General features: G+C 69.3%; 24 protein-coding genes. 18 read left to right on the top strand and 6 right to left on the bottom strand.

The genetic code is table 11. From position 1 onward, the window contains the following. Positions 1-13: 13 nt before the first annotated feature. The gene (locus C6569_RS17215; RefSeq protein WP_106750030.1) at positions 14-769 is read right to left on the bottom strand and encodes an SDR family oxidoreductase; all 756 of its coding nucleotides are present in this window, start codon (positions 767-769) and stop codon (positions 14-16) included. A 527-nt stretch (positions 770-1296) separates the two neighbouring features. Here C6569_RS17215 and C6569_RS17210 point away from each other — a divergent pair. The 6 genes from C6569_RS17210 to C6569_RS17185 all read left to right on the top strand — a co-directional run bounded on the left by C6569_RS17210 (position 1297) and on the right by C6569_RS17185 (position 6164). After that, a complete protein-coding gene (locus tag C6569_RS17210) occupies positions 1297-1965 on the top strand; it encodes an outer membrane protein (protein ID WP_106750029.1) in 669 nt (222 codons plus the stop codon). A gap of 116 nt (positions 1966-2081) precedes the next feature. Then, entirely contained in the window at positions 2082-2840 is a 759-nt protein-coding gene (locus C6569_RS17205) for a heme ABC transporter permease (protein ID WP_106750028.1), read from the top strand. Positions 2841-2842: 2 nt separating this feature from the next. Beyond that, positions 2843-3025, top strand: a complete 183-nt coding sequence (gene ccmD, locus C6569_RS17200) for a heme exporter protein CcmD (RefSeq protein ID WP_106750027.1) — start codon at positions 2843-2845, stop codon at positions 3023-3025. Next, entirely contained in the window at positions 3022-3588 is a 567-nt protein-coding gene (locus C6569_RS17195) for a DsbE family thiol:disulfide interchange protein (RefSeq protein ID WP_106750026.1), read from the top strand. Before ccmD ends, C6569_RS17195 begins: the two co-directional genes overlap by 4 nt. Before the next feature lie 207 nt (positions 3589-3795). Next, on the top strand, positions 3796-4572 hold the full coding sequence (locus C6569_RS17190; RefSeq protein WP_106750025.1) for an enoyl-CoA hydratase: 777 nt from the start codon (positions 3796-3798) through the stop codon (positions 4570-4572). Positions 4573-4727: 155 nt separating this feature from the next. Continuing rightward, positions 4728-6164 carry a homospermidine synthase gene (locus C6569_RS17185; protein WP_106750024.1) on the top strand — a complete coding sequence of 479 codons (1437 nt, stop codon included), beginning with the start codon at positions 4728-4730 and terminating at the stop codon, positions 6162-6164. Between the two features lie 274 nt (positions 6165-6438). On the opposite strand, the gene C6569_RS17180 is transcribed toward C6569_RS17185, so the two are convergent. Beyond that, positions 6439-6930, bottom strand: a complete 492-nt coding sequence (locus tag C6569_RS17180; RefSeq protein ID WP_106750023.1) for a CinA family protein — start codon at positions 6928-6930, stop codon at positions 6439-6441. Between the two features lie 182 nt (positions 6931-7112). On the opposite strand from C6569_RS17180, the gene C6569_RS17175 reads away from it, so the two are divergent. The 12 genes from C6569_RS17175 to C6569_RS17120 all read left to right on the top strand — a co-directional run bounded on the left by C6569_RS17175 (position 7113) and on the right by C6569_RS17120 (position 21807). After that, the gene (locus C6569_RS17175; RefSeq protein WP_106750022.1) at positions 7113-8018 is read left to right on the top strand and encodes an ABC transporter ATP-binding protein; all 906 of its coding nucleotides are present in this window, start codon (positions 7113-7115) and stop codon (positions 8016-8018) included. Position 8019: 1 nt separating this feature from the next. After that, a complete protein-coding gene (locus tag C6569_RS17170) occupies positions 8020-8799 on the top strand; it encodes an ABC transporter permease (protein ID WP_106750021.1) in 780 nt (259 codons plus the stop codon). Positions 8800-8924: 125 nt separating this feature from the next. After that, positions 8925-10364 carry an amidohydrolase family protein gene (locus C6569_RS17165; RefSeq protein ID WP_181313798.1) on the top strand — a complete coding sequence of 480 codons (1440 nt, stop codon included), beginning with the start codon at positions 8925-8927 and terminating at the stop codon, positions 10362-10364. A gap of 57 nt (positions 10365-10421) precedes the next feature. After that, the gene (locus tag C6569_RS17160) at positions 10422-11525 is read left to right on the top strand and encodes a polyamine ABC transporter substrate-binding protein (RefSeq protein WP_106750019.1); all 1104 of its coding nucleotides are present in this window, start codon (positions 10422-10424) and stop codon (positions 11523-11525) included. A gap of 4 nt (positions 11526-11529) precedes the next feature. Further along, positions 11530-12675, top strand: a complete 1146-nt coding sequence (locus tag C6569_RS17155; protein ID WP_245898136.1) for an ABC transporter ATP-binding protein — start codon at positions 11530-11532, stop codon at positions 12673-12675. Positions 12676-13165: 490 nt separating this feature from the next. Further along, positions 13166-14068, top strand: coding sequence for an ABC transporter permease (locus C6569_RS17150; protein WP_106750017.1), 903 nt, complete (start codon positions 13166-13168; stop codon positions 14066-14068). Then, positions 14065-14856 carry an ABC transporter permease gene (locus C6569_RS17145; RefSeq protein ID WP_106750016.1) on the top strand — a complete coding sequence of 264 codons (792 nt, stop codon included), beginning with the start codon at positions 14065-14067 and terminating at the stop codon, positions 14854-14856. The genes C6569_RS17150 and C6569_RS17145 overlap by 4 nt, the downstream gene beginning before the upstream one ends. A gap of 68 nt (positions 14857-14924) precedes the next feature. Next, positions 14925-15782: an acyl-CoA thioesterase II gene (gene tesB, locus C6569_RS17140; RefSeq protein WP_106750015.1), complete on the top strand. Its 858-nt coding sequence runs from the start codon at positions 14925-14927 to the stop codon at positions 15780-15782. A 292-nt stretch (positions 15783-16074) separates the two neighbouring features. Beyond that, complete coding sequence (locus tag C6569_RS17135) at positions 16075-16413, top strand: P-II family nitrogen regulator (RefSeq protein WP_106750014.1); 339 nt, start codon at positions 16075-16077, stop codon at positions 16411-16413. Positions 16414-16457: 44 nt separating this feature from the next. Beyond that, a complete protein-coding gene (locus C6569_RS17130; RefSeq protein WP_106750013.1) occupies positions 16458-17951 on the top strand; it encodes an ammonium transporter in 1494 nt (497 codons plus the stop codon). A gap of 218 nt (positions 17952-18169) precedes the next feature. Then, the gene (locus tag C6569_RS17125) at positions 18170-20863 is read left to right on the top strand and encodes an FtsK/SpoIIIE family DNA translocase (protein ID WP_106750012.1); all 2694 of its coding nucleotides are present in this window, start codon (positions 18170-18172) and stop codon (positions 20861-20863) included. A gap of 86 nt (positions 20864-20949) precedes the next feature. Beyond that, positions 20950-21807, top strand: a complete 858-nt coding sequence (locus C6569_RS17120) for a LolA family protein (RefSeq protein ID WP_245898135.1) — start codon at positions 20950-20952, stop codon at positions 21805-21807. Positions 21808-21858: 51 nt separating this feature from the next. On the opposite strand, the gene C6569_RS17115 is transcribed toward C6569_RS17120, so the two are convergent. The 4 genes from C6569_RS17115 to C6569_RS17095 all read right to left on the bottom strand — a co-directional run bounded on the left by C6569_RS17115 (position 21859) and on the right by C6569_RS17095 (position 25629). Beyond that, entirely contained in the window at positions 21859-22848 is a 990-nt protein-coding gene (locus tag C6569_RS17115; RefSeq protein WP_245898134.1) for a cell division protein FtsX, read from the bottom strand. Then, positions 22842-23528: a cell division ATP-binding protein FtsE gene (gene ftsE, locus C6569_RS17110; protein WP_181313797.1), complete on the bottom strand. Its 687-nt coding sequence runs from the start codon at positions 23526-23528 to the stop codon at positions 22842-22844. Before ftsE ends, C6569_RS17115 begins: the two co-directional genes overlap by 7 nt. A 112-nt stretch (positions 23529-23640) precedes the next feature. Further along, complete coding sequence (locus tag C6569_RS17105; protein WP_106750010.1) at positions 23641-24726, bottom strand: tyrosine-type recombinase/integrase; 1086 nt, start codon at positions 24724-24726, stop codon at positions 23641-23643. A gap of 243 nt (positions 24727-24969) precedes the next feature. Then, a complete protein-coding gene (locus tag C6569_RS17095) occupies positions 24970-25629 on the bottom strand; it encodes a hypothetical protein (RefSeq protein ID WP_146144833.1) in 660 nt (219 codons plus the stop codon). Positions 25630-25806 lie beyond the last annotated feature (177 nt).

Below are 25806 nucleotides of genomic sequence, written 5' to 3'. Positions count from 1 at the left end.
GAAGACGGGCGGCCTATTCGCGCAGGCCGGTGACGTCGGGCGTCTGCCAGACGAGGTGCTGGCCGCCGTCGACGGGCAGGGTGACGCCCGTCACCGCGGTGGCGCGGGCGAGATAGAGCACGGCGCGGGCGATTTCGTCCGGCGGGCTGCCACCCTGGGTCAGGGTGGCGGCGACCTGGCGGGCGAAGTCCTCCGGTCCCTGCCGCTCGCCCTGAACGGAGGGGCCGGGCGCGACGGCATTGACGCGGATGCGCGGGGCGAGGGCCTGCGCCATGGCGACGGTGGCGGCGGCCAGCGCCGCCTTGGTGAGGGCGTAGGAATAGAACTGCGGCGTCGGCTTGAAGACCCGCTGGTCGCCGATGTTGACGATGGCGGAGCCGTCGGGCGCCTGGGCCGCGAAGTCCTGGGCGAGGAAGGACGGCGTCTGGATGTTGACGCGGAACTGGCGGTTCCAGACCTCGCGCGTCAGCGTGCCGAGCCGGTCCTCGACGAATTCGCTGGCGTTGTTGACGAGAAGGGTGAGGGGGCCGAGCGCCGCGGCGGCGCGGGAGACGAGGGTGTCGACGTCGCCGGGTTCGGCGAGGTCGGCGGTGACGACGGCGGCGCGCCCGCCGACGTCCGTGATGCGCCCGGCCAGGGCGGCGGCCTCCTCGCGCGACCGGTGGGCGTGGATGGCGACCGCATAGCCCGCCCCCGCCAGGGCCTCGACGATGGACCGTCCGACCCGCTTCGCCCCGCCGGTGACCAGCGCCACGCCCGTCTCGCCCATGAAGGTCCCCTCTCCCGGCGCCTTCGCGCATTGCCGGCGCAACGGTGCCGAAATGCCACAACCCGTGTCGCAAGGCGATGCCACCGCCTGTCAGTATCGTCCGGGGGATCGACTGTCTCGTCCGCCCGGCTGCCGCACTGCACCACGCTCTACGGCAGACCCGGCGGGGCGGTTCACCTTCTTCGCCCGAACTTGGTCCTGTCGCCGCCACGGTTGTGCCACAGGTCTCCAGCAATCCGATAGTATGTGTCCGCGTTCTTCAGCGCCTAATATGTATCGAGACGAGAAGTAACACACTATTTCCAATTATGACTTGCGATCTTCCGCCTCATTTCAGACACCAAGCGATGGAAATGGAACGCCTATGCCGTCGATTGACGGTTGCAGCCCTTCTGGCGGTAACGCTCCATTAAGGACGACACCAAGGAAGACGCGAAAATTCGAATGAATGCGGTTATGCATTGTTCACCGCATCATAACAGGGACGCCGCCGGTCGCCGGTGTCGTCCGTGGGACAGGAGTAGACCATGAAGAAGATCGTCTGGGCCGCGGCGGCCGCCGCCATGCTCGCCACCCCCGCCTTCGCGGCGGACATTCCGCGCCGCCAGCCGGTCGCCGACACCGTCTACGTCCCGGCCGCCCCGGCCGGCGTCTGGACGGGCTTCTATGTCGGTGCCCATCTGGGTGCCGGGTTCTCGTCCAACTTCCGCAACGACATCGGCTACTCGCTGGGCGGCGCCTCGGGCTTCTTCGGCGGCCTGCAGGCCGGCTACGACTACCAGATCAACCGCTTCGTGCTCGGTGCGGCCGGCGACATCTCCTACGGCAGCATCTCGCGCCGCTTCGTCTCGGCCGCCCCGACCGACGTGCGCGCCACGGAAAACTGGCACGGCTCGCTGCGCGCCCGCCTCGGCTATGCGGTGCAGGACAACCTGCTGATCTACGCCACCGGCGGTCTCGCCCTCGGCCAGGTCAATGCCCGCGAGCTCGCTCCGGCGGTGGTCAGCCAGTCGCGCACCCTCACCGGCTGGACCCTCGGCGCCGGCGGCGAGTACAAGTTCACTCCGAACTGGTCGGCCCTGCTCGAGTATCGCTACACCGATCTCGGCCGCGCCACCTACACCAACCTCTCGGGTGCGCCGCGTATCGGCATGACGAACCACACGATCCGCACGGGCGTGAACTACCGCTTCTGATCGCGCGACACCTCGCGTGACCGACGACGGCCCGGGCTCGCCCGGGCCGTTCGCTTGTCGAGGGCCGGTTGATCGGCCGCATTGCCAGCCCGGTCCCCGGGCTCTAGAAGTCCGGCATGGCGCTCACAGACCTCGCCAATCCCACCCGTTTCCTCGCGCTGGTCGCCCGGGCGCTTCCCTGGCTCGCGGCCGCGACGGCGCTCGCCATGGCGGCGGCCCTCTGGCTCGCCATGAGCGCCCCGGCCGACTACCAGCAGGGCGGCACGGTGCGCATCATGTACCTGCACGTGCCGGCGGCCTGGCTGTCGCTGTTCTGCTACGCGGTGATGGCGGCGGCCTCCATCGGCACGCTGGTCTGGCGCCATCCGCTCGCCGACGTCTCGGCCAAGGCGGCGGCGCCTATCGGCGCGGCCTTCACCTTCATTTGCCTCGCCACCGGCTCGCTCTGGGGCCGGCCGATGTGGGGCACCTGGTGGATCTGGGACGCGCGGCTGACCTCCGAGCTGGTCCTGCTCCTGATGTATCTCGGCCTGATGGCGCTGTGGCGCTCGGTGGACGATCCGGGCCGCGCCGGCCGGGCGGCGGCGGTGCTGACCCTCGTCGGCACCATCAACCTGCCGATCATCAAGTTCTCCGTGGACTGGTGGAACACGCTGCACCAGCCGGCCTCGGTCTTCCGCCTCGGCGGCCCGACCATCCACCCGTCCATCCTGACGCCGCTGATGGTGGCGGCCGTCGCCTTCACCCTGCTCTTCGTGACGCTGCACCTCGCCGCCATGCGCAACGAGATCCTGCGCCGCCGCGTCCGTGCCATGCAGATGATGGCGGCGCAGCGCGAGATGCCGGCGGGTGCCCAGCCGGTGCCGGGGGAGTGACCATGTTCGGATCCGATCCCCATGCCGGGTTCATCCTCGCCTCCTATGCGGTGACCGCCGTGACGGTGGTGGCGCTCGCGGCGTGGATCGTCGTGGATTACCGCAACCAGAAGGCCCGGCTCTCCGAGCTCGAGGCCCGCGGCATCAGCCGCCGCTCGGCCCGCGGCGGGAGCGCCTCCTCGTGAGCGATACCGCGGCCCCGGTGCCGAAGCGGCGCTCCTGGCTCGCCTTCCTGCCGCTGGCGCTGTTCGCGGCGCTGGTGGTGGTCTTCGTCGTCGGCCTGCGCGGCGATCCGCAGCGTCTGCCCTCGGCGCTGATCGGCCGGCCGGCACCGCAATTCGACCTCGCGCCGCTCGACGGCATCGACCGGCCGGGTTTCCGCAGGGCGGATCTCGCGGGGCATGTCACGGTGGTCAACGTCTTCGCCTCCTGGTGCATTCCCTGCCACGAGGAGCATCCCTTCCTGATGGAACTGGCGAAGGACGGCCGCATCCGCCTCGCCGGCATCAACCAGAAGGACCAGCCGGACAATGCGCGGCGCTTCCTCGGCCGCAACGGCAATCCCTATGCGCTGGTCGGCGTCGATCCGGCGGGCCGGGCGGTGATCGACTGGGGCGTCTACGGCGTGCCGGAGACCTTCATCGTCGGCCGCGACGGCACGATCCTGTTCAAGCATGTGGGACCGATCACGGCGCAGGTGCTGGCGGCGGTGATCCGGCCGGAGGTCGAGAAGGCGCTCGCGCGGTAGCTCGCGCCGGGGGCGACGGGTGGGCCGAAGGCCGGGCGAGGGGGCTTAGGCTTCTCCGCGTGCCGCTCTCCCCCTCACCGCCTCGCTACGCTCGTCGCTCACTTCGGCCAGGCGGTCGATCCGAACATCCCACCCCTCCGCCGAACCGCCGGGATGCGCGACGGAGCCGGTCGCCGCACAGTCGGCCGGACCTTGCCGGAGACCGCCATGACCGAACTCCTCATCGAACGCCACGGGCCGGTGGCGGTGCTGACCCTCAACCGCCCGCAGGCGATGAACGCCCTGTCGCAGTCGCTGATCCGCTCGCTCACCGCGGCGGTCGTCGCGCTCGGGCGTGACGAAACGGCGCGGGTGCTGGTGCTGACCGGGGCGGGAGAGCGCGCGTTCTCCGCCGGCCTCGACCTGAAGGAGCTCGGCGCCACCTCCGGCCTCCTCGGCATGGTGGAGGGTGACGGCGAGCGGCCGAACCCGATCCACGCCATCGCGCAGTGCCCGAAGCCGGTCATCGCCGCGGTGAACGGCGTCGCCATCACCGGTGGCTTCGAGCTGGCGCTCGCCTGCGACATCCTCATTGCCGCCGACACGGCACGGTTCGCCGATACGCACCAGCGCGTCGGCGTCGTTCCCGGCTGGGGGCTGAGCCAGAAGCTCTCCCGCATCATCGGGCCCTCGCGGGCGAAGGAGATGGCCTTTTCCGGCCGGTTCATCACCGCGACGGAAGCGAGCGCCTGGGGCCTCGTCAGCCGGGCCGTACCCGCCGCCGGCTTGATGGCCGACGTCATGGCCCTGGCGCAGGAGATCGCCGAGGTCGATGCCGGTTTCCTCACCGACTACAAGCGGCTGGTGGACGAGGGCTACGACCTCGCCTTCGGCGAAGCTATGGCGCTGGAGGCAGAGCGGTCGCGCCGCCACAACGGGGCGCTGGCACCGGAGGATCTGGCTGCGCGCAGGGCCGGCGTGCAGGCCAAGGGGCGGGCGCGCTGAGGCGCTTCTTCGGCCGTCGTCATCACGCCGTCACGCGAAGAGGGTGTTGACGGACGGGTCGCGCCGTGTCCAAAGACGCGCCGTTACCTCATCCGGGTCCCGGCGTGGCCGCCGCGGACCCGTTTTCAGTTCCCATGCAAGAGCGGAGACCTCGCATGAGCTCATGGCCCGTCTATCATGAAATCACCGGACCGATCGTGATGATCGGCTTCGGCTCCATCGGCCGCGGCACCCTGCCGCTGATCGAGAGGCATTTCAAATATGATCAGACGCGCCTGACGGTCATCGATCCGGTCGACACCGACCGCAAGCTCCTCGACGAGCGCGGCATCCGCTTCGTGCAGCAGCACGTGACGCAGGAGAACTACCGCGACCTGCTGACACCGCTGCTCACCGCCGGCGGCGGCAAGGGCTTCTGCGTCAACCTGTCGGTCGACACCTCCTCCGTCGACATCATGGAGCTGTGCCGCGAACTCGGCTGCTTCTACATCGACACGGTGGCCGAGCCCTGGGCCGGCTTCTATTTCGACACGTCGAAAGGGCCGGCGGCGCGCTCCAACTACATGCTGCGCGAGCGGGTGCTCGAAGCCCGCGCGCGTAAGCCGGGCGGCATCACCGCCGTGTCCTGCTGCGGCGCCAATCCGGGCATGGTGTCCTGGTTCGTCAAGCAGGCGCTGCTCAACGTCGCCACCGACCACAAGGTCGAGTTCACCGAGCCGAAGACCAAGGCGGAATGGGCGGCGCTCGCCGCCAAGGTCGGCGTCAAGGGCATCCACATCGCCGAGCGTGACACCCAGCGCTCGAAGAAGCCGAAGCCGCCGAACGTCTTCGTCAACACCTGGTCGGTCGAGGGCTTCGTGTCGGAGGGCCTGCAGCCGGCCGAGCTCGGCTGGGGCACGCACGAGACCTGGATGCCGGCCAATGCGGGCACCCACGAGACCGGCTGCGGGGCCGCCATCTACCTGCTGCAGCCCGGCGCCAACACCCGCGTGCGCTCCTGGTGCCCGACGCCCGGCGCCCAGTACGGCTTCCTCGTCACCCACAACGAGGCGATCTCGATCGCCGACTACCTGACGGTGCGCGACGCCTCGGGCAAGGTCACCTACCGGCCGACCTGCCACTACGCCTACCATCCCGCCAACGACGCGGTGCTGTCGCTGCACGAGATGTTCGGCGCCGCCGGCAAGCGGCAGGATACGTGGCATATCCTCGACGAGAACGAGATCGAGGACGGCATCGACGAACTCGGCGTGCTGCTCTACGGCCATGCCGGCAACGCCTACTGGTACGGCTCGCAGCTCTCGATCGAGGAGACGCGGCGCATCGCGCCCTATCAGAACGCCACGGGCCTGCAGGTGACCTCGGCCGTGCTCGCCGGCATGGTCTGGGCGCTGGAGAACCCGGAGGCCGGCATCGTCGAAGCCGACGACATGGACTTCCGCCGCTGCCTCGAGGTGCAGAAGCCCTATCTCGGACCGGTGATCGGCACCTACACCGACTGGACGCCGCTCGCCGGGCGCCCGGGCTTCTTCCCGGAGGACATCGACACCTCGGACCCCTGGCAGTTCAGGAACATTCTCGTTCGCGACTGAGCGGGACGAGGCGGATCGCATGCGGAGGGCGGGCCATGGGTCCGCCCTTCGTGTTTGGTACGCCTGCTCCCCGGCCCCTCACCCTTACCCTCTCCCCGCCCGCGGGGAGAGGGGGGCTATGACGACCCGCCCATCCGGCACCGTCGGGCCAGGCTCAATCGATGAGAGAAGTCGCGGCGCGGTAGTCCCCCTCTCCCCGCGGGCGGGGAGAGGGTAAGGGTGAGGGGCAGATCTGGCAGGAGAGTCCGAGGCGCGAGGGTCGACAACTGGTCCCTCAGTTCCGCCCCTCCAGCGCATCCTCGAACAGGCCGAGTGCGGCGGCGGCGAAGGCGCGCATGTTGGCGGTGCGGTCGTCGGACCCGGTGCGGAGCGTCATGGCCATGACCGTTGGTCCGTCCAGGCCGAGGCAGGCATGGCCGGCGGGATCGCCGTAGCGGTTGCCGGTGGGGCCGGTGGCGCCGGTCTCGGAGAGGCCCCAGGTGGCGCCATGGCTCTCGCGGATGGTCTTCGCCATCAGCGCCGCCCAGGGCTCGGAGGCCGAACGGATGCCGGACTCGACCATCTGCCGGGTGGAGATGCCGAGCAGCGCGTCGCGGGCCTTCGGCGTGTAGACCACGGCGCCGCCGAGATAATAGGCCGAGGCGCCGGGCACCGAGAGGAGCGCCGCGGAGATCAGCCCGCCGGCGGAGGATTCCGATACGGCGACGGTCTCGCGCCGCTCGACGAGCAGGCGGCCGATGCGGGCGGCGATGGCGTCGAGGTCCATAGATGTCTCCGGTCCGGGGAATGCCCCAGCGAGCCTGCCCGAGCCGGTGGGGCAGCGCAACGCAGCCGTCGGCCGGACCCCGAACGGTCTCACGGGCTGTCCTGAGGGCGTTCCTTGGCATCCGTCTTGCCACGGCGAGGGGACCTTCACGGGCCGCCGTGCGCCCCCAGCCCGGAATTGCCATGACCCTCGCTTCCCCCGCCGCCGTTCCCCGCGACGATGAGGAGGCGGCTGCCCAGAAATCGGGCACATCGCCGCTCGTCTCCCACGCCCGGCCGTTCATCGCATTCGAGAAGGTCTCGGTGCGCTTCGGCAAGGGCGACAAGAAGGTCCAGGCCCTGTCGGAGACGAGCCTTTCCGTCCGCGAGGGCGATTTCGTCGCGCTGGTCGGCCCGTCCGGCTGCGGCAAGTCCACGCTTCTGAAGCTCGTCGGCGACCTCTTGAAGCCCTCCACCGGCCACGTCTTCGTCGGCGGGCGCGAGCTCGGCGCGACGCCGATCCGCATCGGCATGGCCTACCAGAATCCGACCCTGCTGCCCTGGCTCAGCATCCGCGACAACGTCATGCTGCCGCTGAAGATCGTGCCGCCGTTCCGCTCCGCGTTCCGGGCCAAGCGCAAGGGCGAGTTCCGCGACCGGGCGGATGCGCTGCTGGCGCAGGTCGGCCTCGCCGGCTTCGGCGACAAGTACCCCTGGCAGCTCTCGGGGGGCATGATGCAGCGGGCGAACCTCTGCCGCGCCCTCGTCCACGAGCCGGACCTCTTGCTGCTCGACGAGCCCTTCGGCGCCCTCGACCAGTTCACCCGCGAGGAGCTCTGGCAGATCATGCAGGAGCTGTGGATGGCGAAGAAGACGACGGTGCTCCTCGTCACCCACGACCTGCGCGAGGCGGCCTTCCTCGCCAACCGCATCTGCGTAATGAGCGCCCGGCCAGGCCGCATCCTCGACGATTCGACGGTCGCCTTCGCCCGTCCCCGCACCATCGACATGACCTACGAGCCGGATTTCGTGGCGCTGAACCAGCAGTTGCGCAGCCTCATCGTCGAGGCGCGCGGGGGCACCGGCATCGTCCAGGCGGGGGGACACTGACATGGACGACATCCGCGAGCTCATCCGGCGCAAGTCCGCCTCCATCGCCCTCATCGTCGGCGTCTTCGTGTTCTGGGAGGTCGCCTGCCTCGTCGGCGGCATTTCCGACATCGTGCTGCCGCGCCCGACCCAGATCATCGCCTCGCTGATCGAGTACTGGCCGGCGATCCAGCCACATGCGGCGCAGACGCTGTTCACGACGCTGGTGGGCTTCGCGATCGGCGTCGTCATCGGCATCCTGTTCGGGGTCGGGATCGGCTCCTCCCGCCTCGCTTACGACACGGCCTATCCGCTCCTCGTCGGCGTCTCCTCGATCCCCAAGGTGGCGGTGGTGCCGATCTTCGTCCTGTGGTTCGGCGCCGGCACCGTGCCGGCCATCCTCACGGCGGCGATCATCTCCATCTTCCCGATCGTCGTGAACGTCGCCACCGGCATCGCCACGGTCGAGCCGGAGCTGGAGGACGTCATGAAGACGCTGAAGGCGTCGAAGTGGGACATCCTGTGGAACGTCTCGCTGCCGCGCTCCATGCCCTATTTCTTCGCTTCCCTGAAGGTGGCGGTGACGCTCGCCTTCGTCGGCTCCGTGGTGGCGGAGACGGTCGCCTCCAATCGCGGCATCGGCAACATGATGATGGTGGCCTCCTCCACCTTCAACGTGCCGCTGGTCTTCGCCGGGCTGTTCATCCTCGCCGGCCTCGGCGTCGGGCTCTACGCGCTGTTCTCGCTGGCCGAGAGCCGCGTCACCGGCTGGGCCCACCGCAAGGACCTGGCGGTGACGTGACGCTTCACCGCGTCGTGCCCGGCTCGTCCCGGGCACCCACGACTTGAAAACCCGGGTGCAGGAATGCGTGGATACCCGGGCCAAGCCCGGGCATGACGACCGGGACGGCGGGGCGGAGACCACCCATGCGCACCATCACCTGCTCCGCCCTCGTCGACCGTGACGGCACGCGCGGACCCTCGCGGCTGACGCTCGACGGCGGGACGATCACGGCGGTGGAGGCGCTGCCCGCCGGCGAGCCCCATGACGACCTCGTGGTCATGCCGGCGCTGGCCAATGCCCACGACCACGGCCGCACCATCCGCACCTCCTCCATCGGCGGCTTCGGTCGGCCACTGGAGGTCTGGCTGCATCGCCTCCGGCTCTTCGCCCCGCTCGATCCCTATCTGGCGGCGGCCGCCCCCTTCTCCCGCGCCGTCGCCGGCGGGCAGGGCGCGGCCATGGTCCACTATACCGGCGTGCAGGGCCTGACCCCTTACGTCGACGAAGTCAGGGAGGTGGCGCGGGCGGCGTCCGACGCGGGGCTGCGCATCGCCTTCGCCGTCGCCATGCGCAACCAGAATCCGCTGGTCTATGGCGACAGCGCGCCGGTGCTCGACCACCTCTCGCCGGAGGCGCGGGCCGAGGTGGAAAAGCGCTTCCTGTCGGTGGCGCCGCTGCCCGTGGCGGCGCAGCTCGAACGGGTCGACGCGGTCGCCGAGGCCATCGGCGGGCCGATGGTCGACGTGCAATACGGGCCGCAGGGCGTGCAATGGGCGACGCCGGAGCTGCTCGAGGCCATCGCCGAGGCGTCGGCGAGAACGGGCAGGCGCGTCCACATGCATCTCCTCGAGACGCGCTACCAGCGCGACTATGCCGATGCCGCCTTCCCGCAGGGGATCGTCACCCACCTCAAGGAGATCGGGCTCCTGTCGCCCCGGCTGACGCTGGCGCATTGCGTCTGGGCGCGGCCGGGCGAAATCGACCTGCTGGCGGAGGCGGGGGTCACCGTCTCGGTCAACACCTCCTCCAACCTGGCGCTGCGCTCGGGCCTCGCGCCGGTCGCCGCCCTGCTGAAGGCGGGGGTGAAGCTCGCCATCGGCATCGACGGCCAGGCCTTCGACGAGGACGACGACCTCCTGCGCGAGATGCGGCTGATCTGGTCGCTGCATGCCGGCTGGGGCTTCGAGCGGGAGATGAGGGTCGAGGACGTGCTGGAGGCGGTCCTCGCCAACGGGCACGCGACGCTGAACTCGCCGGTGACGGGGCGAATCGCTGCCGGTGCGCCGGCCGACCTCGTGCTCGTCGACAGGGCGGCGCTCGATGCCGACGCCCTGATGCCGGTGGAGCCGGTCGAACTCCTCTTCGCCCGGGCGACGGCCCGCCATGTGAAGGAGACGATCGTCGCCGGGCGCACCGTCCTCAGCGACGGGCGGGTCACCGGCATCGACCAGGAGGCCGTCCACCACGAGGTGCGCAGCCGGCTCAGGTCCGGCATGGTGGCGGGGGAGGGATTCCGCGCGGTGCTCCCGGAGCTGGAGACGACGATCTGCCGCCACTTCGGCGAGCGCCTCGGCTGTTGCTAAACGGGCCCGTTTGCCTAGATTGCCCCATCCCTTTCCGGCCGCATCAAGGATGGCATCATGGTCCCACGCTTCCTCGTGACAATCGCCGTCGCGGGTCTCGCGACGCTCGGTCTTGCGGCCGCCGCCGCCGCGCAGGCCCCCAGGGAGCTTCGGATCTTCAACTGGTCGAACTATATCGACGAGCAGGTGCTGCGCGACTTCGAGCGCGAGTTCAACGCCAAGGTCACCTACGACACCTATGATTCCAACGAGGTGCTGGAGACCCGCCTGCTGGCGGGGCGCACCGGCTACGACATCGTGGTGCCCTCGGCGCCCTTCCTGTCGCGGCAGATCGCGGCCAACGTCCACCAGCGGCTGGACATGGCGAAGATTCCGAACCGCGTCCACTTCTGGCCGGAGATCCAGCGGCGGGTGGCCGCCTACGACCCCGGCAACGCCTTTTCGGTGACCTATCTGTGGGGCACGACCGGCATCGGCTACAACGTGGCCAAGATCCGCGAACGCATGCCCGACGCGCCGCTCGATTCGTGGAAGCTCGCCTTCGACTTCGACACGCTGGCGAAGTTCAAGGACTGCGGCATCCACTTCCTCGACACCGCCGAGGACTTCCTGCCCTCGGTGATGCGCTATCTCGGCCGCGACCCCAATTCGAAGAAACCCGAGGACTGGGAGGCCGCCGCGGCGCATGTGCAGAAGCTGCGGACTCTCGTCACCAAGTTCCACTCCTCCGAATATATCTCGGCTCTCGCCAACGGCGACATCTGCCTGGCGGTCGGCTATTCGGGCGACATCTTCCAGGCGCAGAAGCGGGCGAAGGAAGCCGGCAACGGCGTCGACATCCAGTACGTCATCCCGAAGGAAGGCGCGCAGATGTGGTTCGACCAGATGGCAATCCCCGCCGACGCGCCGAACGCCGACCTCGCCCACGCCTTCATCAACTACCTCAACCGGCCCGAGGTCATCGCCAAGGTGGCGAGCTTCGTCTCCTATGCCAGCGGCAACCTGGCGGCGAAGCCGATGATCGCGCCGGCCGTGCGCGACAACCCCTCCGTCTATCCGCCCGATGCGGTGATGGCGCGGCTCTTCACCGTGACGAGCCCGGATGCCCGCCTGCAGCGCGTCATCACCCGCGCCTGGACGCGGGCGAAGACCGGCCGCTAGCACCGTGGAGCCTCCCGGCCGGCCGGCGCGCACCGTCTTCGCGCCATGGGACGACCCGGCCGCGGTGCCGCTCGTCCTGTTCGATCGCGTGACCAAGCGCTACGGGTCCGAGACCGCCGTCGCCGAGCTGACGCTCGCCGTCCACGAGCGCGAGTTCTTCGCGCTGCTCGGGCCGTCAGGCTGCGGCAAGTCCACGCTGATGCGCCTCCTCGCCGGCTTCGAGACGCCGAGCGAGGGACGCGTGCTGCTGGCGGGCGAGGATCTCGCTGGCGTGCCGCCGCATCTCAGGCCGGTCAACATGATGTTCCAGTCCTATGCGCTCTTTCCGCATATGAGCGTTGAGAAGAACGTCGCCTTCGGGCTGGAGATGGAGGGCCGGCCGCGCGACGAGATCGGGCAGCGTGTCGGCGACGCGCTGCGCATGGTGAAGCTCGAGACCCTCGCCGGGCGAAAGCCGCACCAGCTCTCCGGCGGCCAGCGGCAGCGCGTGGCGCTCGCCCGGGCGCTGGTCAAGCGGCCGAAGGTGCTGCTGCTCGACGAGCCGCTGGGCGCCCTCGACCGCAAGTTGCGCGAGGAGACGCAGTTCGAACTGATGGCGCTGCAGGAGCGGTTGGGGCTCACCTTCATCATCGTCACCCACGACCAGGACGAGGCCATGACCATGGCGACCCGCATCGCCGTGATGGACAAGGGGCGGATCGCTCAGGTCGGCACGCCGCCGGTGGTCTATGAGGCGCCGGCGAGCCGCTACGTCGCCGGCTTCATCGGCGACATCAACCTCGTGGAGGGCCGGGTCTCGGCCGTGGAAGCGGGCCGGGTGACGGTGGCGACGGCCGCCGGCAATCTCGTCGTGGCCGGAGGGGCGGAGAGCGTGTCGGTCGGACAGGCGGTGGCGGTGGCCTGGCGGCCCGAGAAGACCCGCATCGTGCGGGCGGAGGAGGCGATCTCCAACGGCCGCGCCACCATGGCCGGCACGGTGCACGATGTCGGCTATCTGGGCGGGCGCACGACCTACCACGTGGAGGCTGCGGGTCTCAAGCTGAAGGCGGCGGTGGCGAACGCCGCGCGCAGCGTCGAGCGGCCGGTCGCGGCGGGAGACGCGGTGAAGCTCGCCGTCGCGCCGGACGCGCTCATCCTGCTGGTGCGATGATGGCGGGGTATCTGACGCTGGCCGCTTCGCGTCGTCATGCCCGGGCTTGTCCCAGGCATCCACGACTTTCTCCAGAGCGGCGTGTTCAAGTCGTGGATGGCCGGGACAAGCCCGGCCATGACGGTGAGGGTGGCTCCTGCCGATGTGGCGCTGCCCGCTCTCTCCCCCTCACCCGGCCTGCGGCCGACCTCTCCCCGCCGGGGAGAGGTAAAGCGGCGGCGCGGCTCGAGGGTCACGGCGACCCGGCTCATCCCGCCGTCCGTCATCCCCGGCCGAGCGAAGCGAGGGGAAGGGGATCCAGGAGTTGCCTGATGAACGCGGGCGGCTGCTATCCCGCTGCGCCGGCTCCAACGGCCGGGCCCTTCGGCCCCTGGACCCCCTTCCCTCGGCCTTCGGCCTCGCCGGGGGTGACGTGCGGTGGGAGCCACGGGAACGGCATGATCCGGCTAGGTGGCGGCTCGCGTGCGGGATTTGCAGCGGAGTTCGCCCCATGAGCGAGCGCGCCACCCGCCGCACCGTCATCCTCGTGCCCTATCTGTGGCTGGCGCTGTTCTTCCTCGTGCCCTTCGCCATCGTGGCGAAGATGTCGCTGTCGCAGGTGGCGACGGCGATTCCACCCTATACGCCGACCTTCGGGCTCGCGGACGGCCCCGAGGGCTGGCTCGCCAAGGCGCGCGAGCTCTCGGCCGACAATTACGCCGTCATCGCCGGCGACCGGCTCTATATCGACGCCTTCCTGTCCTCGATCCGCATCGCGCTGATCGGCACGGCGATCCTGCTCCTGGTCGGCTATCCCATGGCCCATGCCATGGCGCGGGCACCCGAGCGCTGGCGGCCGATCCTGGTCATGGCGGTGATCCTGCCGTTCTGGACGAGTTTCCTGATCCGCGTCTACGCCTGGATCGGCATCCTCAAGCCCGAGGGCCTGCTCAACGAGCTGCTGCTCGCCCTGGGGCTGATCGGCGCGCCGCTCCAGATCGCCAACACCGAGACGGCGGTGCTGATCGGCGTCGTCTATTCCTATCTGCCCTTCATGGTGCTGCCGCTCTACGCGACGCTGGAGCGGATGGACCGCACGCTGCTCGAGGCCGCCGCCGATCTCGGTTGTCCGCCGTGGAAGGCGTTCTGGCGCATCACCGTGCCGCTCTCCCTGCCGGGCATCGTCGCGGGCTGCTTCCTCTGCTTCATCCCGATCACCGGCGAGGTGGTGATCCCGGACCTGCTCGGTGGCTCAGACACGCTGATGATCGGCAAGACGCTGTGGACGGAGTTCTTCTCCAACCGCGACTGGCCGGTGGCCTCGGCGGTTGCGGTCCTGCTGCTCGCCATCCTCGTCGGGCCGATCATGGTCTACCAGCGCCAGCAGGCGCGGCAGCTGGAGGCCGGGCGATGACCTCTCCCCGCTCCCGCTTCCTCGACGCCACGGCGCTGACGCTCGGCTTCGCCTTCCTCTACCTGCCGATCGTCATCCTGGTGATCTTCTCCTTCAATGCGAGCCAGCTCGTCACCGTCTGGGGCGGCTTCTCGACGCGCTGGTATGCGTCGATCTGGCAGAACCGCCAGCTCATGGACGCGGCCTGGATGACGGTGAAGGTCGCCGCGGCGTCGGCCGCGTTCGCGACCGTCGTGGGCACGCTCGCGGCCCTCGCCCTGACTCGCTACACGCGCTTTGCCGGCCGCACGCTGTTCTCTGGCCTCGTCTATGCGCCCATCGTCATGCCGGAGGTGATCACCGGCCTGTCGCTGCTGCTGCTCTTCGTCTCGCTCGGCATCGACCGCGGCTTCTGGACGGTGACGGTGGCGCACGCCACCTTCACCTGCGGCTTCGTGGCGGTGGTGGTGCAGTCGCGGCTCGTCACCTTCGACCGGTCGCTCGAGGAGGCCGCCGCCGATCTCGGTGCCAGGCCCTGGCAGGTGTTCAGCCGCATCACCCTGCCGATCATCGCTCCGGCCGTGGTGGCGGGCTTCCTTCTCGCCTTCACCCTGTCGCTGGACGATCTGGTCATCGCCTCCTTCACCACCGGGCCGGGCTCGACGACGCTGCCGATGCGCATCTACAGCCAGGTGCGGCTCGGCGTGACGCCGGAGATCAACGCCATCTCCACCCTGATGATCGCTGCCGTCACCGTGCTGGTGATCGCGGCCTCGCTCGCCACCAAGCGCAGCGCGGCGGCGCATTGACGGCGGTTGACCCGGGGGCCGCGAGGGTGATTTCTGGCGACTGACCCCCGTCCGTTCCGCGAGCCCCCATGTCCGCCGTCGCCAATCTCCTCGGAATCCTCGACCTCGAACGGCTCGAGGTGAACCTCTTCCGCGGCAAGAGCCCGCAGGACGGCTGGCAGCGCGTCTTTGGCGGCCAGGTCATCGGACAGGCGCTGGTGGCCGCCTGCCGCACGGTGGAGGACCGCCGGCCGCATTCGCTGCACGGCTACTTCGTGCTGCCGGGCGACCCGAAGGCGCCGATCATCTACGAGGTGGAGCGGGTGCGCGACGGGCGCAGCTTCTCGACGCGGCGGGTGAAGGCGATCCAGCACGGCGCGGCGATCTTCTCGCTGTCAGCCTCCTTCCATGTCGAGGAGGAGGGCGAGGAGCACCAGTTCGCCATGCCGGACGTGCCGCCGCCGGAGGAGCTGAAGTCGGAGGCGGACGTGCGCCAGCTCTTCCACGCCCATATGCCCGAGGCGATGAAGGCCTATTTCGCCCGGGAACGGCCGATCGAGATCCGCCCCGTGGAATTCGGCCGCTATACCGGCGAGCGCCAGCCGGAAGGCAAGTTCCACGTCTGGATCCGCACCACGGCGCCCCTTCCCGACGATCCGGTCGTCCATCGCTGCGTGCTGGCCTATGCCTCGGACATGACGCTATTGGATGCGGCCAACGTGCCGCACGGCCGCTCGTTCTTCGACCAGTCGGTGCAGGCGGCGAGCCTCGACCACGCCATGTGGTTCCACCGGCCGTTCCGCGCCGACGACTGGCTGCTCTATGCCCACGATTCGCCATCCGGGCAGAGCTCGCGGGGGTTTACCCGAGGCTCGATCTACACGCGGCAGGGCGTGCTGGTGGCTTCCGTCGCCCAGGAAGGGCTGCTGCGCAAGAAGCGCGGCTGAGGCACCTGCCGCATTCCTAGGCATTCCCGGACCCAAATGACGGCCGAACTCGGGCGAACTTCGACCCTTGCCTAAAATTCGGGCATATGGCCCGAACCGCCGCGACATGCTGTCCCGTCCTCTCGGTCAAGCCTCTGAAATGGCGACGAAATTCCAGGCCTGCCGCGTGTGGCACGCGACTTGATTCCCTCATCCCGGTTCGGACTTCGGCCTTCGGGATCGGTGGCCGGCTCGCAGACACACACGCTCCGCAGGACCCGGTGTCCCGACGGAGCCAATCGGGGATGACGACATGAAGATCGTGATGGCGATCATCAAACCATTCAAACTGGAGGAGGTCCGCGACGCCCTCACCGGCATCGGGGTTCACGGCCTGACCGTCACCGAGGTGAAGGGATACGGGCGCCAGAAGGGGCATACCGAGATCTATCGCGGCGCCGAATATGCCGTGAGCTTCCTGCCGAAGCTGAAGATCGAGGTGGCCGTGCCCGGCACGGATGTCGAGAAGGTGGTCGCGGCCATCGCCGGCGCCGCCAAGACCGGCCAGATCGGCGACGGCAAGATCTTCGTCACGTCGATCGAGCACGCCGTGCGTATCCGCACCGGCGAAACCGACGTCGACGCGCTGTGATGCGCCTTCCCACCGCAAAAGACATGCCTCTGGAGATTGTCCACATGATGAGATCGAGCCTTTCCAGGTGGGGCCTCGGCGCGCTGGCGCTGGCAGGTCTTGCCGCGGCCCTCGCCGAGCCGGCCCTCGCCCAGGCGCCGGCCGCCACGCCGCCGAAGCCCAATTCCGGCGACACGGCCTTCGTCCTCTTCTCCTCCTATCTCGTGCTGCTGATGGTCATCCCGGGCCTGGCGCTGTTCTACGGCGGCCTGGTGCGGGCCAAGAACATGCTGTCGGTGCTAACGCAGGTCTTCGTCATCGTCGCCCTGGTGTCGATCATCTACGTGACCTACGGCTACTCGCTGTCCTTCACCTCGGGCGGCGGGCTCAACAGCTTCGTCGGCGGCTTCTCCAAGGCCTTCCTGATGGGCGTCGACGGCAATTCCACCGCCGCGACCTTCTCCAACGGCGTCGTCATTCCGGAATATGCCTACATCCTCTTCCAGATGACCTTCGCCTGCATCACGCCCGCCCTCATCGTCGGCGCCTTCGCCGAGCGCGTGAAGTTCTCGGCCCTGCTGCTCTTCACGGTCCTCTGGGTCACCTTCATCTACTTCCCGATGGCCCACATGGTCTGGTACTGGGCCGGCCCCGACGCCATCGCCGACGCCGTCAAGGCGGTCGCCGCCGCCGGCACGGATGCCGCCGCCAAGGCCGCGGCCGAGGCCAAGCTCGCCGAGGTCAAGGCCGATGCGGGTCTGCTCTTCTCCTGGGGCGCGCTCGATTTCGCCGGCGGTACGGTGGTCCACATCAATGCGGGCATCGCCGGCCTCGTCGGCTGCATCGTCATCGGCAAGCGCATCGGCTACGGCAAGGAGCTCATGCCTCCCCACTCGCTGGTGATGACGCTGATCGGCGGCGCCCTGCTCTGGGTCGGCTGGTTCGGCTTCAACGCCGGTTCCAACCTCGAGGCCAACGGCACCGCCGCCATGGCCGCGATCAACACCTATGTCGCCACCGGCGCGGCCACCCTGTCCTGGCTCTTCGTCGAATGGGCCGCCAAGGGCAAGCCGTCGCTCCTGGGTGCGGTCTCGGGCGCCATCGCCGGCCTCGTCGCCGTGACCCCGGCGGCGGGCTTCGCCGGTCCGATGGGTGCCATCGTGCTCGGCCTCGTCGCCGGCGGCGTCTGCTTCATCTTCTGCTCGACGGTGAAGAACGCCTTCGGTTACGACGACACGCTGGACGTCTTCGGCATCCACTGCGTCGGCGGCATCATCGGTGCCATCGCCACCGGCATCCTGGTGAACACCGCCCTCGGCGGCGCCGGCATCCCGGACTACGAGACCAAGCCCGGCGAACTCGCCGTCGGCGCCTACGAGTTCGGCACGGCCGTCTGGGCCCAGCTGAAGGCGGTGCTCTTCACCATCGCCTGGTCGGGCATCGGCTCCTTCATCCTCTTCAAGATCGTCGACGTCATCGTCGGCCTGAGGGTGACGGCGGACCGCGAGCGCGAGGGTCTCGACCTCGCCGAGCACGGCGAGCGCGCCTACAATCTCTGAAGCCTGTCCTCCTACAGGCAAGACTCCCCGGCGCAGCGATGCGCCGGGGTTTTTCTTTTCGCGGGGGGGTCACGCCCGGCGTGCGGACCGCGGGGCGATGGTTAATCCGGCGTCAACCGTTGCCTCGGTAAGGTCGCAGCCGAACCGGAGGGCCTGCCGGGGAGGGCTCGGCGCCTGCCGTCCCGCCGCGGCTCCCCGCACGCATGGGATGAATGACGATGGCAGTGGTGCGCCGGCACACCGGACCTTCGCTGGTTCCCGACGGCCTGGGCGGCGCCATGCGGCGCCAGCTGCGTCGTCTCGCCGGCCTCGGCGTTCTCGCCGCCGTCTTCGTCGCCGCCGTCGCCATGCTGACCTGGACGGCGGGCGATCCCTCGCTCAGCCACGCCACCAACGCACCGGTGAAGAACTGGGTGGGGCGCCCCGGCGCGATTCTCGCCGACCTGCTGATGCAGCTCTTCGGCCTCGCCGCCATCGCCCTTCTCGCCGTCGCGGCGATCTGGGGCTGGCTGATGCTGCGCGCCCGCCCCTTCGACCGGGAGGGCCTGCGCGTGCCGCTCGGCATCGGCGCCGCCATGGTGCTGGCGGTGGCGGCCTCACTGCTGCCCTCGCCCTCGGGCTGGCCGCTGCCCACCGGCATCGGCGGTGTCATCGGCGACGGCGGCCTGACCGTCCTCTCCGCCTTGTTCGGCCGTCCGACCGGCCTCGCTCGCTACCTCGCCATGGCGGTGGCCGGCGGCATCGGCCTCCTGCTCTTCGCCGCCGCCGTCGGGCGCATCATCAGGCCGGAGCCCGAGACGCTGGCGGAGGAGATCGACCGCGTCGCGCCCAAGGCCCGCCGTCCGGCCGAGGAGGACCGCGAGCCCGGCTTCGTCGGCGGCATGGTGTCGAGCGCGGTGGGCGCCGTCGCCCACGGCATGCTGTCGACCCGTGCCCGCCTCGCCCGCATGGTGGCGGAGGCGCCGCAGACGGCGCGCGCTGCCGCCGGCGCGCCTCCGACCGAGGCGGCCGCTCCCGCCGGCGCCGGCCTCGCCGCCCGCGCCAAGGCCTTCTTCACCGAACCCGACGACGACGTGCTGCCGGCGAAGAAGACCTCCGGCATTCGCCGCGAGCCCGTCATCGAGGCCGCGCCCGACCGCCAGCCGCGCACCTATCACGCCCCTCTCGCCGGCCGCCCCGCTTCTGAGGAGCCCGTGCCCCTGCCCGTGGCGGCGCCGCGGATCGCTCCGGCCCAGGAGCCCGAGGAGGAGGACGACGAGCCGCCGCTGCCCTCCGATCTCGGCCCGAAGCCCGCCGCCGGGCCGCGCATCCATGCGCCCGCCCCGGCGCCGCGCCCGGCCGCCGTCCAGCAGAAGCTGCCGCTGCCGCCGCCGGACGGGGCCGACGACAGCTACGAACTGCCGCCGCTCGACCTGCTGACCGAGCCGAAGCCTTCGGAGCGCGACGCCTCCATGTCGATGGAGGTCCTGCAGGACAATGCCGCGACGCTCGCCTCCGTGCTGGACGATTTCGGCGTGCGCGGCGAGATCATCAACGTGCGCCCGGGGCCGGTGGTGACGCTCTACGAGCTGGAGCCGGCGCCGGGCACCCGCTCCAACCGCGTCATCGGCCTCGCCGACGACATCGCCCGCTCCATGTCCGCCATCTCGGCCCGCGTGGCGCTGGTGGCCGGCCGCAACGCCATCGGCATCGAACTGCCCAACGCCAAGCGCGAGAACGTGCTGCTGCGCGAGATGCTGGCGAGCCAGGACTTCATCACCGCCAAGGAGAAGCTGCCGATCGCGCTCGGCAAGACGATCGGCGGCGACCCCGTCATCGCCGACCTCGCCAAGATGCCCCACCTGCTGGTCGCCGGCACCACCGGCTCGGGCAAGTCGGTGGCCATCAACACCATGATCCTGTCGCTGCTCTACCGGCTGAGGCCGGACCAGTGCCGGCTCATCATGGTCGATCCGAAGATGCTGGAACTGTCGATCTACGACGGCATTCCCCATCTGCTGACCCCCGTCGTCACCGACCCGAAGAAGGCGGTGGTGGCGCTGAAATGGGCGGTCCGCGAGATGGAGGAGCGCTACAAGAAGATGTCGAAGCTCGGCGTGCGCAACATCGACGGGTTCAACGCCCGCATGGCGCAGGCGAAGGCCAAGGGCGAGGTTCTCACCCGCACGGTGCAGACCGGCTTCGACCGCGAGACGGGCGAGGCCATCTACGAGCAGGAGGAGATGGGGCTCGAACCGATCCCCTACATCGTCGTCATCGTCGACGAGATGGCCGACCTGATGATGGTGGCGGGCAAGGAGATCGAGGGCGCGATCCAGCGCCTGGCGCAGATGGCGCGCGCCGCCGGCATCCACCTGATCATGGCGACGCAGCGGCCCTCGGTCGACGTCATCACCGGCACGATCAAGGCGAACTTCCCCACCCGCATCTCCTTCCAGGTGACGTCGAAGATCGACAGCCGCACCATCCTCGGCGAGCAGGGTGCCGAGCAGCTCCTCGGCCGCGGCGACATGCTCTACATGGCCGGCGGCGGGCGCATCAGCCGCGTCCACGGGCCCTTCGTCTCCGACGAGGAGGTGGAGCGCATCGTCGGCCACCTGAAGATGCAGGGCGCGCCCGACTATCTCGACGCCGTCACCACCGACGACGAGGACGGCATGGAGGGCGACGGCGACGACGGCGCGGTCTTCGACAAGGGCGCCTTCGGCGAGGAGCCGGCCGACCTCTACGACAAGGCGGTGCAGGTGGTGCTGCGGGACAAGAAGGCCTCGACCTCCTATATCCAGCGCCGGCTGCAGATTGGCTACAACCGCGCGGCCTCGTTGATCGAACGGATGGAGCGCGAGGGCCTCGTCGGCCCGGCCAACCACGCCGGAAAGCGCGAAATCCTGGTGCCGGAGGCGGCGGATTGACGGGCTGCCGCCTCGAAATCGCCCCAACGGCTGCCTATCTCCCCTTCGCCATGACCCTGATGACCGAGCTGCCCCGAGGACAGACGATGACCGCAAAGACCTGCGCGAGCCGGCCCTCGCCGACCGGTTCCGCGGCGCGGATGGCGGCCCTCGGCTGCGCCCTCGCGGCCCTCGCCGGGCTCGGCTCGACCACCCTCCCGGCGGCCGCCGGAGAGCGGCCCCTCATCCTAGCCCAGGGCGCGCCGCTCCAGCTCGGCCCGCCCGGCGGCGCCACCCCGCCGGCTCGCGGCGCTCCCACGGCACCGCCGACCCAGCCGGGAACGGCGCCTGCCGCCGCCCCCGCCGCAGGCGCTCCCCTGTCCTCGCCGGTGCGCCGCGCGGCACCGCGCGCCGCGCGCGGCGTCGACGCCGATTCCCGCGACATCGCCCAGCAGGTCAACGCCTACTTCAACAGCATCCGCTACATGCAGGGCGACTTCGTACAGATCGGCCCCGACGGCCGCCGCACCACCGGCAAGCTCTATCTCGACAAGCCCGGCAAGATCCGCTTCCAGTACAATCCGCCGAGCCCGGTGGAGGTGATCGCCGACGGCCAGTCGGTGGCGGTGCGCGACCGGCGGCTCAACACCCAGGACATCTACCCCCTGTCGCAGACGCCGCTACGCTTCCTCCTGTCCGACCGGGTCGACATCCTGCGCGACGCCAACGTCACCTCGGTCACGCGCGACCCCGAATACGTCATCGTCATGCTGGAGGAGCGCCAGGCGCTCGGCGGCACCAACCGGCTGATGGTGCTCTTCAACGCCTCGGACATGACGCTGCGTCAGTGGACGGTCTACGACGCCCAGGGCTACGAGACCTCCGTGGCCCTCCACAACCTCGACCCGCGCACCCGGCCGGACCAGCGGCTGTTCCGCATCAACTACCAGCGCCTGCTGGAGTGACGGGGCATCGACGGCGGGACGCACTTCGCTCGTTGAGGGTTCCCGCAGTCCTCAGTCGATCGCCCCCAGCGTGCGCATCACCGTGAAGCGGCAGGTGAGGGCGGCGACCGCCGTGACCAGCACCACCAGGCCGGCGATGGCGGCATAGCCGGTCGGCCCCAGCGAGAAGGCACCGAACAGCGCCTCGATCTGGTCGCCGCCGGCGGTCGCCCGCCAGCGTCCCGCGATCAGTCCCGACAGCATGATGGCCCCCAGGGCGGCGAGGCCGCCGGCGAGGCTGCCCTTCAGCGCCAGCCAGAGGAAATGGCGCTGGAACTCGCCCGCGATGAAGGCGTCGCGGGCGCCGACGAAATGCAGCACCTCCACCACGGGCCTGTTGGTCTCCACCGCCGCGCGGGTGGCGAAGACGACGGAGAGCCCCGTCGCCGCCACCATCAGCGCGACGATGACGAGGCCGACGACGATGACAGCCCGCGCCATGGCCCGCAGGCGATCGAACCACTGGCGGTGGTCGTCGAGGCTGGCGGGGGGCACCTCGGCGAGAGCCCGGCGGAAGGCCTCCATGTCGGTGCGGCGGTCGTCGGCGAGCTTGACGACGATGAGCCGCGGGATCGGCAGGTCCTCGGCGCCGAGGCCGGTGCCGAGCCAGGGCTCGAGCATGCGGCGCGTCTCCTCGGCCGTGTAAGGCGAGACGTCGGCGACGCCCGGGAAGCGCACTGCGATCTCGGTGGCGCGGGTCACGTCGGCGGCGAGGTCCCGGCCCGGCACGGGGCGGACCTGGATGGTCGCCTCGCGCACGATGGAGGAGGTCCAGTCGGCGGCGGCGGTGCGGACGAGATCGACGCTGCCCACCGTCAGCGAGCCGAGGAAGGTCATGATGGCGATGATCACCGCCAGCGCCCGCCCGGCGATGGAGGAGGGCGGCACGAGGGAGGCGCCGCGCGGGCGATGACCGGCCGCCGCCGTGCCGGCGAGCCCGTCGCGCTCGCGGGTCGCCAGCCAGTGGCGCAGGGCGGCGCTGCGGCGGGTTCCGCTCACCATCCGCCCGCCTCGGCATGGTGGGGATCGGTGACGGTGAGGCTGCCCTCGCGGATGACGAGCTGGCGCGCCTCCACCTGGTCGAGCAGGGAGAGGTCGTGGGTGGCGATGAGCACGGCGGTGCCGGTGCGGTTGAGCTCGACGAAGAGGCGCAGCAGGCGCTTGGCGAGCGGGGGGTCGACATTCCCCGTGGGCTCGTCGGCCAGCAACATCTCCGGGCGGACGATGACGGCGCGGGCGATGGCGGCGCGCTGCTTCTCGCCGCCGGAGAGGATCGGCGGATAGGCGTCGATGCGCTCGCCGAGCCCGACCCATTCCAGGAGGTCGATGACCTCGGAGCGGTAGCTCGCCTCCTCCTTGCCGAGGACGCGCAGCGGCAGCGCGACGTTCTCGTAGGTGGTCAGGTGATCGAGCAGGCGGAAGTCCTGGAAGACGATGCCGATTCGGCGGCGCAGCACCGAGAGCTCGTCCTTGGACAGGCGCGAGGTGTCGTGGTCGAAGACGGTGACGATGCCGCGCGTCGCCCGCAGCGACAGGAAGAGCAGCTTCAGCAGGCTGGTCTTGCCGGCGCCGGAGGGTCCGGTGAGGAACTGGAAGGAATGCGGCTCGATGCCGAAGGAGAGATCCTTCAGCACTTCGGGCCCCAGCCCGTAGCGCAGACCGACATTCTCGAAACGGACCAAGGCGTCGCCTTTCATCTGAGGCCGGCGATTCGGCCGCGCGATCATGCCACGGGCGGGGACTTAACCGCCAATTAAACGCCGAAGCGGTCGAAAGCGACGTCCAAACAACCGCTTACGCGGACCGTTTTGCAATTGAGCCGTAGATGTTTTGCAACACGCCGTTCTCGGCTCGTTCCATCAGGGCCATGCCCTCGACGGCGTTCAAAGCCTGGTCGATGTGCTTCGAGTAGCGCATGACCATCCCTTGCGACATGCCGAGCTGGGCGACGATCTGCTGGTGCGGCACACCCGCGTTCCGACGGTCACAAACAGCATTGGCGCGAAGGTCATGGAGGGTCGCATCCTGAGGAATGTGGTCGGAGTGCTGACGCTTCCAAGCCAACCATTCCTCACGCAGCCGCTCTTCGTTCCAGAAGCGACCGTCCTTGTGCAGAAATGGCAGCATGGGTTGCTCATCCCAAGCTTTGATGATCGCCCACGCATCGTTCGGTAACGGGCACCAGTGAGGCGCCCCGCGCAACTTCGTGATGGTGAATTTGATGCCCTGCTCGTGGAGGTCGGCGCCGCGCATACGGACCAGATCGACCGCACGCTGACCTGTTGCCCGCCCCAAGACGGCAGCCCTCATCAGTCGCTCGGGCGCATTCCGCAGCACGTACGAGAAGACAGCTTCGCTCCACGGGGCGGCGCCATCAGGGTTCTCTCTGAGTTGCTTCACATCCCTAGCGACGTTCGAGGCGCAATAGTCAGCGCGGACGCCTTCCCGCAATAGGACGCTCATCACCCGGACAATCATATTGGCCATCGACGGGCGATCGGCATGGGCCTCCTGAAGCGCGTAGAGATGACGCGCTTGAAAACCCCGCACCTCCTGAGCGCCCAGCGCCGCCGAGATATGGCCCAGAGCGATGCCGTAGGTATTCTGTGTATTGCGCGCGAGATTGCGGTAGCTGCTCAGGCTGCGGTAGTGGGCGATCAGTGCATCGAAGCTGCCAGGCTTGGGGCCCGAGTAGCCGAGGCTCAGCTCCTGCACCTTGGCCCAGAAGACTGGATCATGGGGGTCTCCAGGTAGCCGAAAGCGCTCGCCCGCATCCTTCTGGCCGCGGCGCTCCTGAAAATAGTAGTAGTGCTTCCCGTTGCGGCCCCTGATCCGCATGACATTAGCGGGAAGCGTGACGGCTGCGGCGCGGCGCTGCATCGGCAATCCCCTTCATGTATGGGTCGATTTCGCCGGGCTGGCGAGCGGCAAGAAGCTGGGCCTCGACCTCGGGCCAGTGCCAGCGAGTGATGCCGCCATGCTGGACGCGGGCGCGCGGCACGAAGCCGCTGCGGACCCAGCTATCCCAGGTATCCACGCTGATCTGGACCAGCCTCGCCGCCGTGCTACGGTCGACGAAGACTGGCGCCAGATCCCCGGGGCTATGGCGGACGGGCCGTGGCATCAGAGGCTGCGGCCCGGGCTGAAGGGGCGGCCGTTCTGGAAGTAGACCTCGATCCCCAGCAGCCGCCGCATCGCGATCCGGCATGCCAGGCTGAGATTGATCCGCAGCATGAAAGTGGCCCCCAGAAGCTGCTGCTCCCAGTTGCTGTCCGGGGCCCGATACTCGGCCATCACGAAGTAAGAGATGTGCCAGAAGTCCGAGCCGTCCTCGGTCACACGCCCGATCAGCCGCGTTCCAGCTTCGTCGGTGAGGATCACAAGCCCGCCCTCAGCGATTCCCAGGATCGCATCGCCGCTCTCGGCCCGCAGCGGTTGCTCAGGATCGAACCACCCACGGCTCGCTGCCGCGTCGGCATGGTCAGGGTCGATGTGATCAAAATTGGCGTCGCCGCGCATCTCGGCGACGATCTTGTTCGCCAGCTTCAGGCTCAACCCCGCCCTGTGCAGCGCGGAGACCCGCGCGACATAACGAACGGTCGTAGCCGTCCAGCGTCGGACAACGCCCTTGCCGCCGCTCTCGGGGACGGCGCCTTTGGACGTGATCAGCACGCGGAGCTGCCGCTCGGGCAGCTGGGTGGCTTCAAGGATCTGGGTGTCTGTGTATGTGCTCATGAGCGGACGAATGACACGGCCGTGGCATACTGTCAACAGGTATGCCACGGTGATGTCGAACCGGATGATGGCTGTCGATGGATCTCGCCCACGCTCTTGTGCGGTTGCTTTTTTGCGGCGGAGGGCTGCTCCGTTAGGTTGAACCGATTCGACGCGGTCGGGGCGCTGGCTAGCTAAAGATCACTTCCACTGGTCGCGCCGAGAGCGCCGCAGGAGGTGAGGTTG

Origin of the sequence: Phreatobacter cathodiphilus (assembly GCF_003008515.1) — a bacterium.
GTDB lineage: Bacteria > Pseudomonadota > Alphaproteobacteria > Rhizobiales > Phreatobacteraceae > Phreatobacter > Phreatobacter cathodiphilus.
This window is presented reverse-complemented; position numbering and strand designations above follow the sequence as displayed.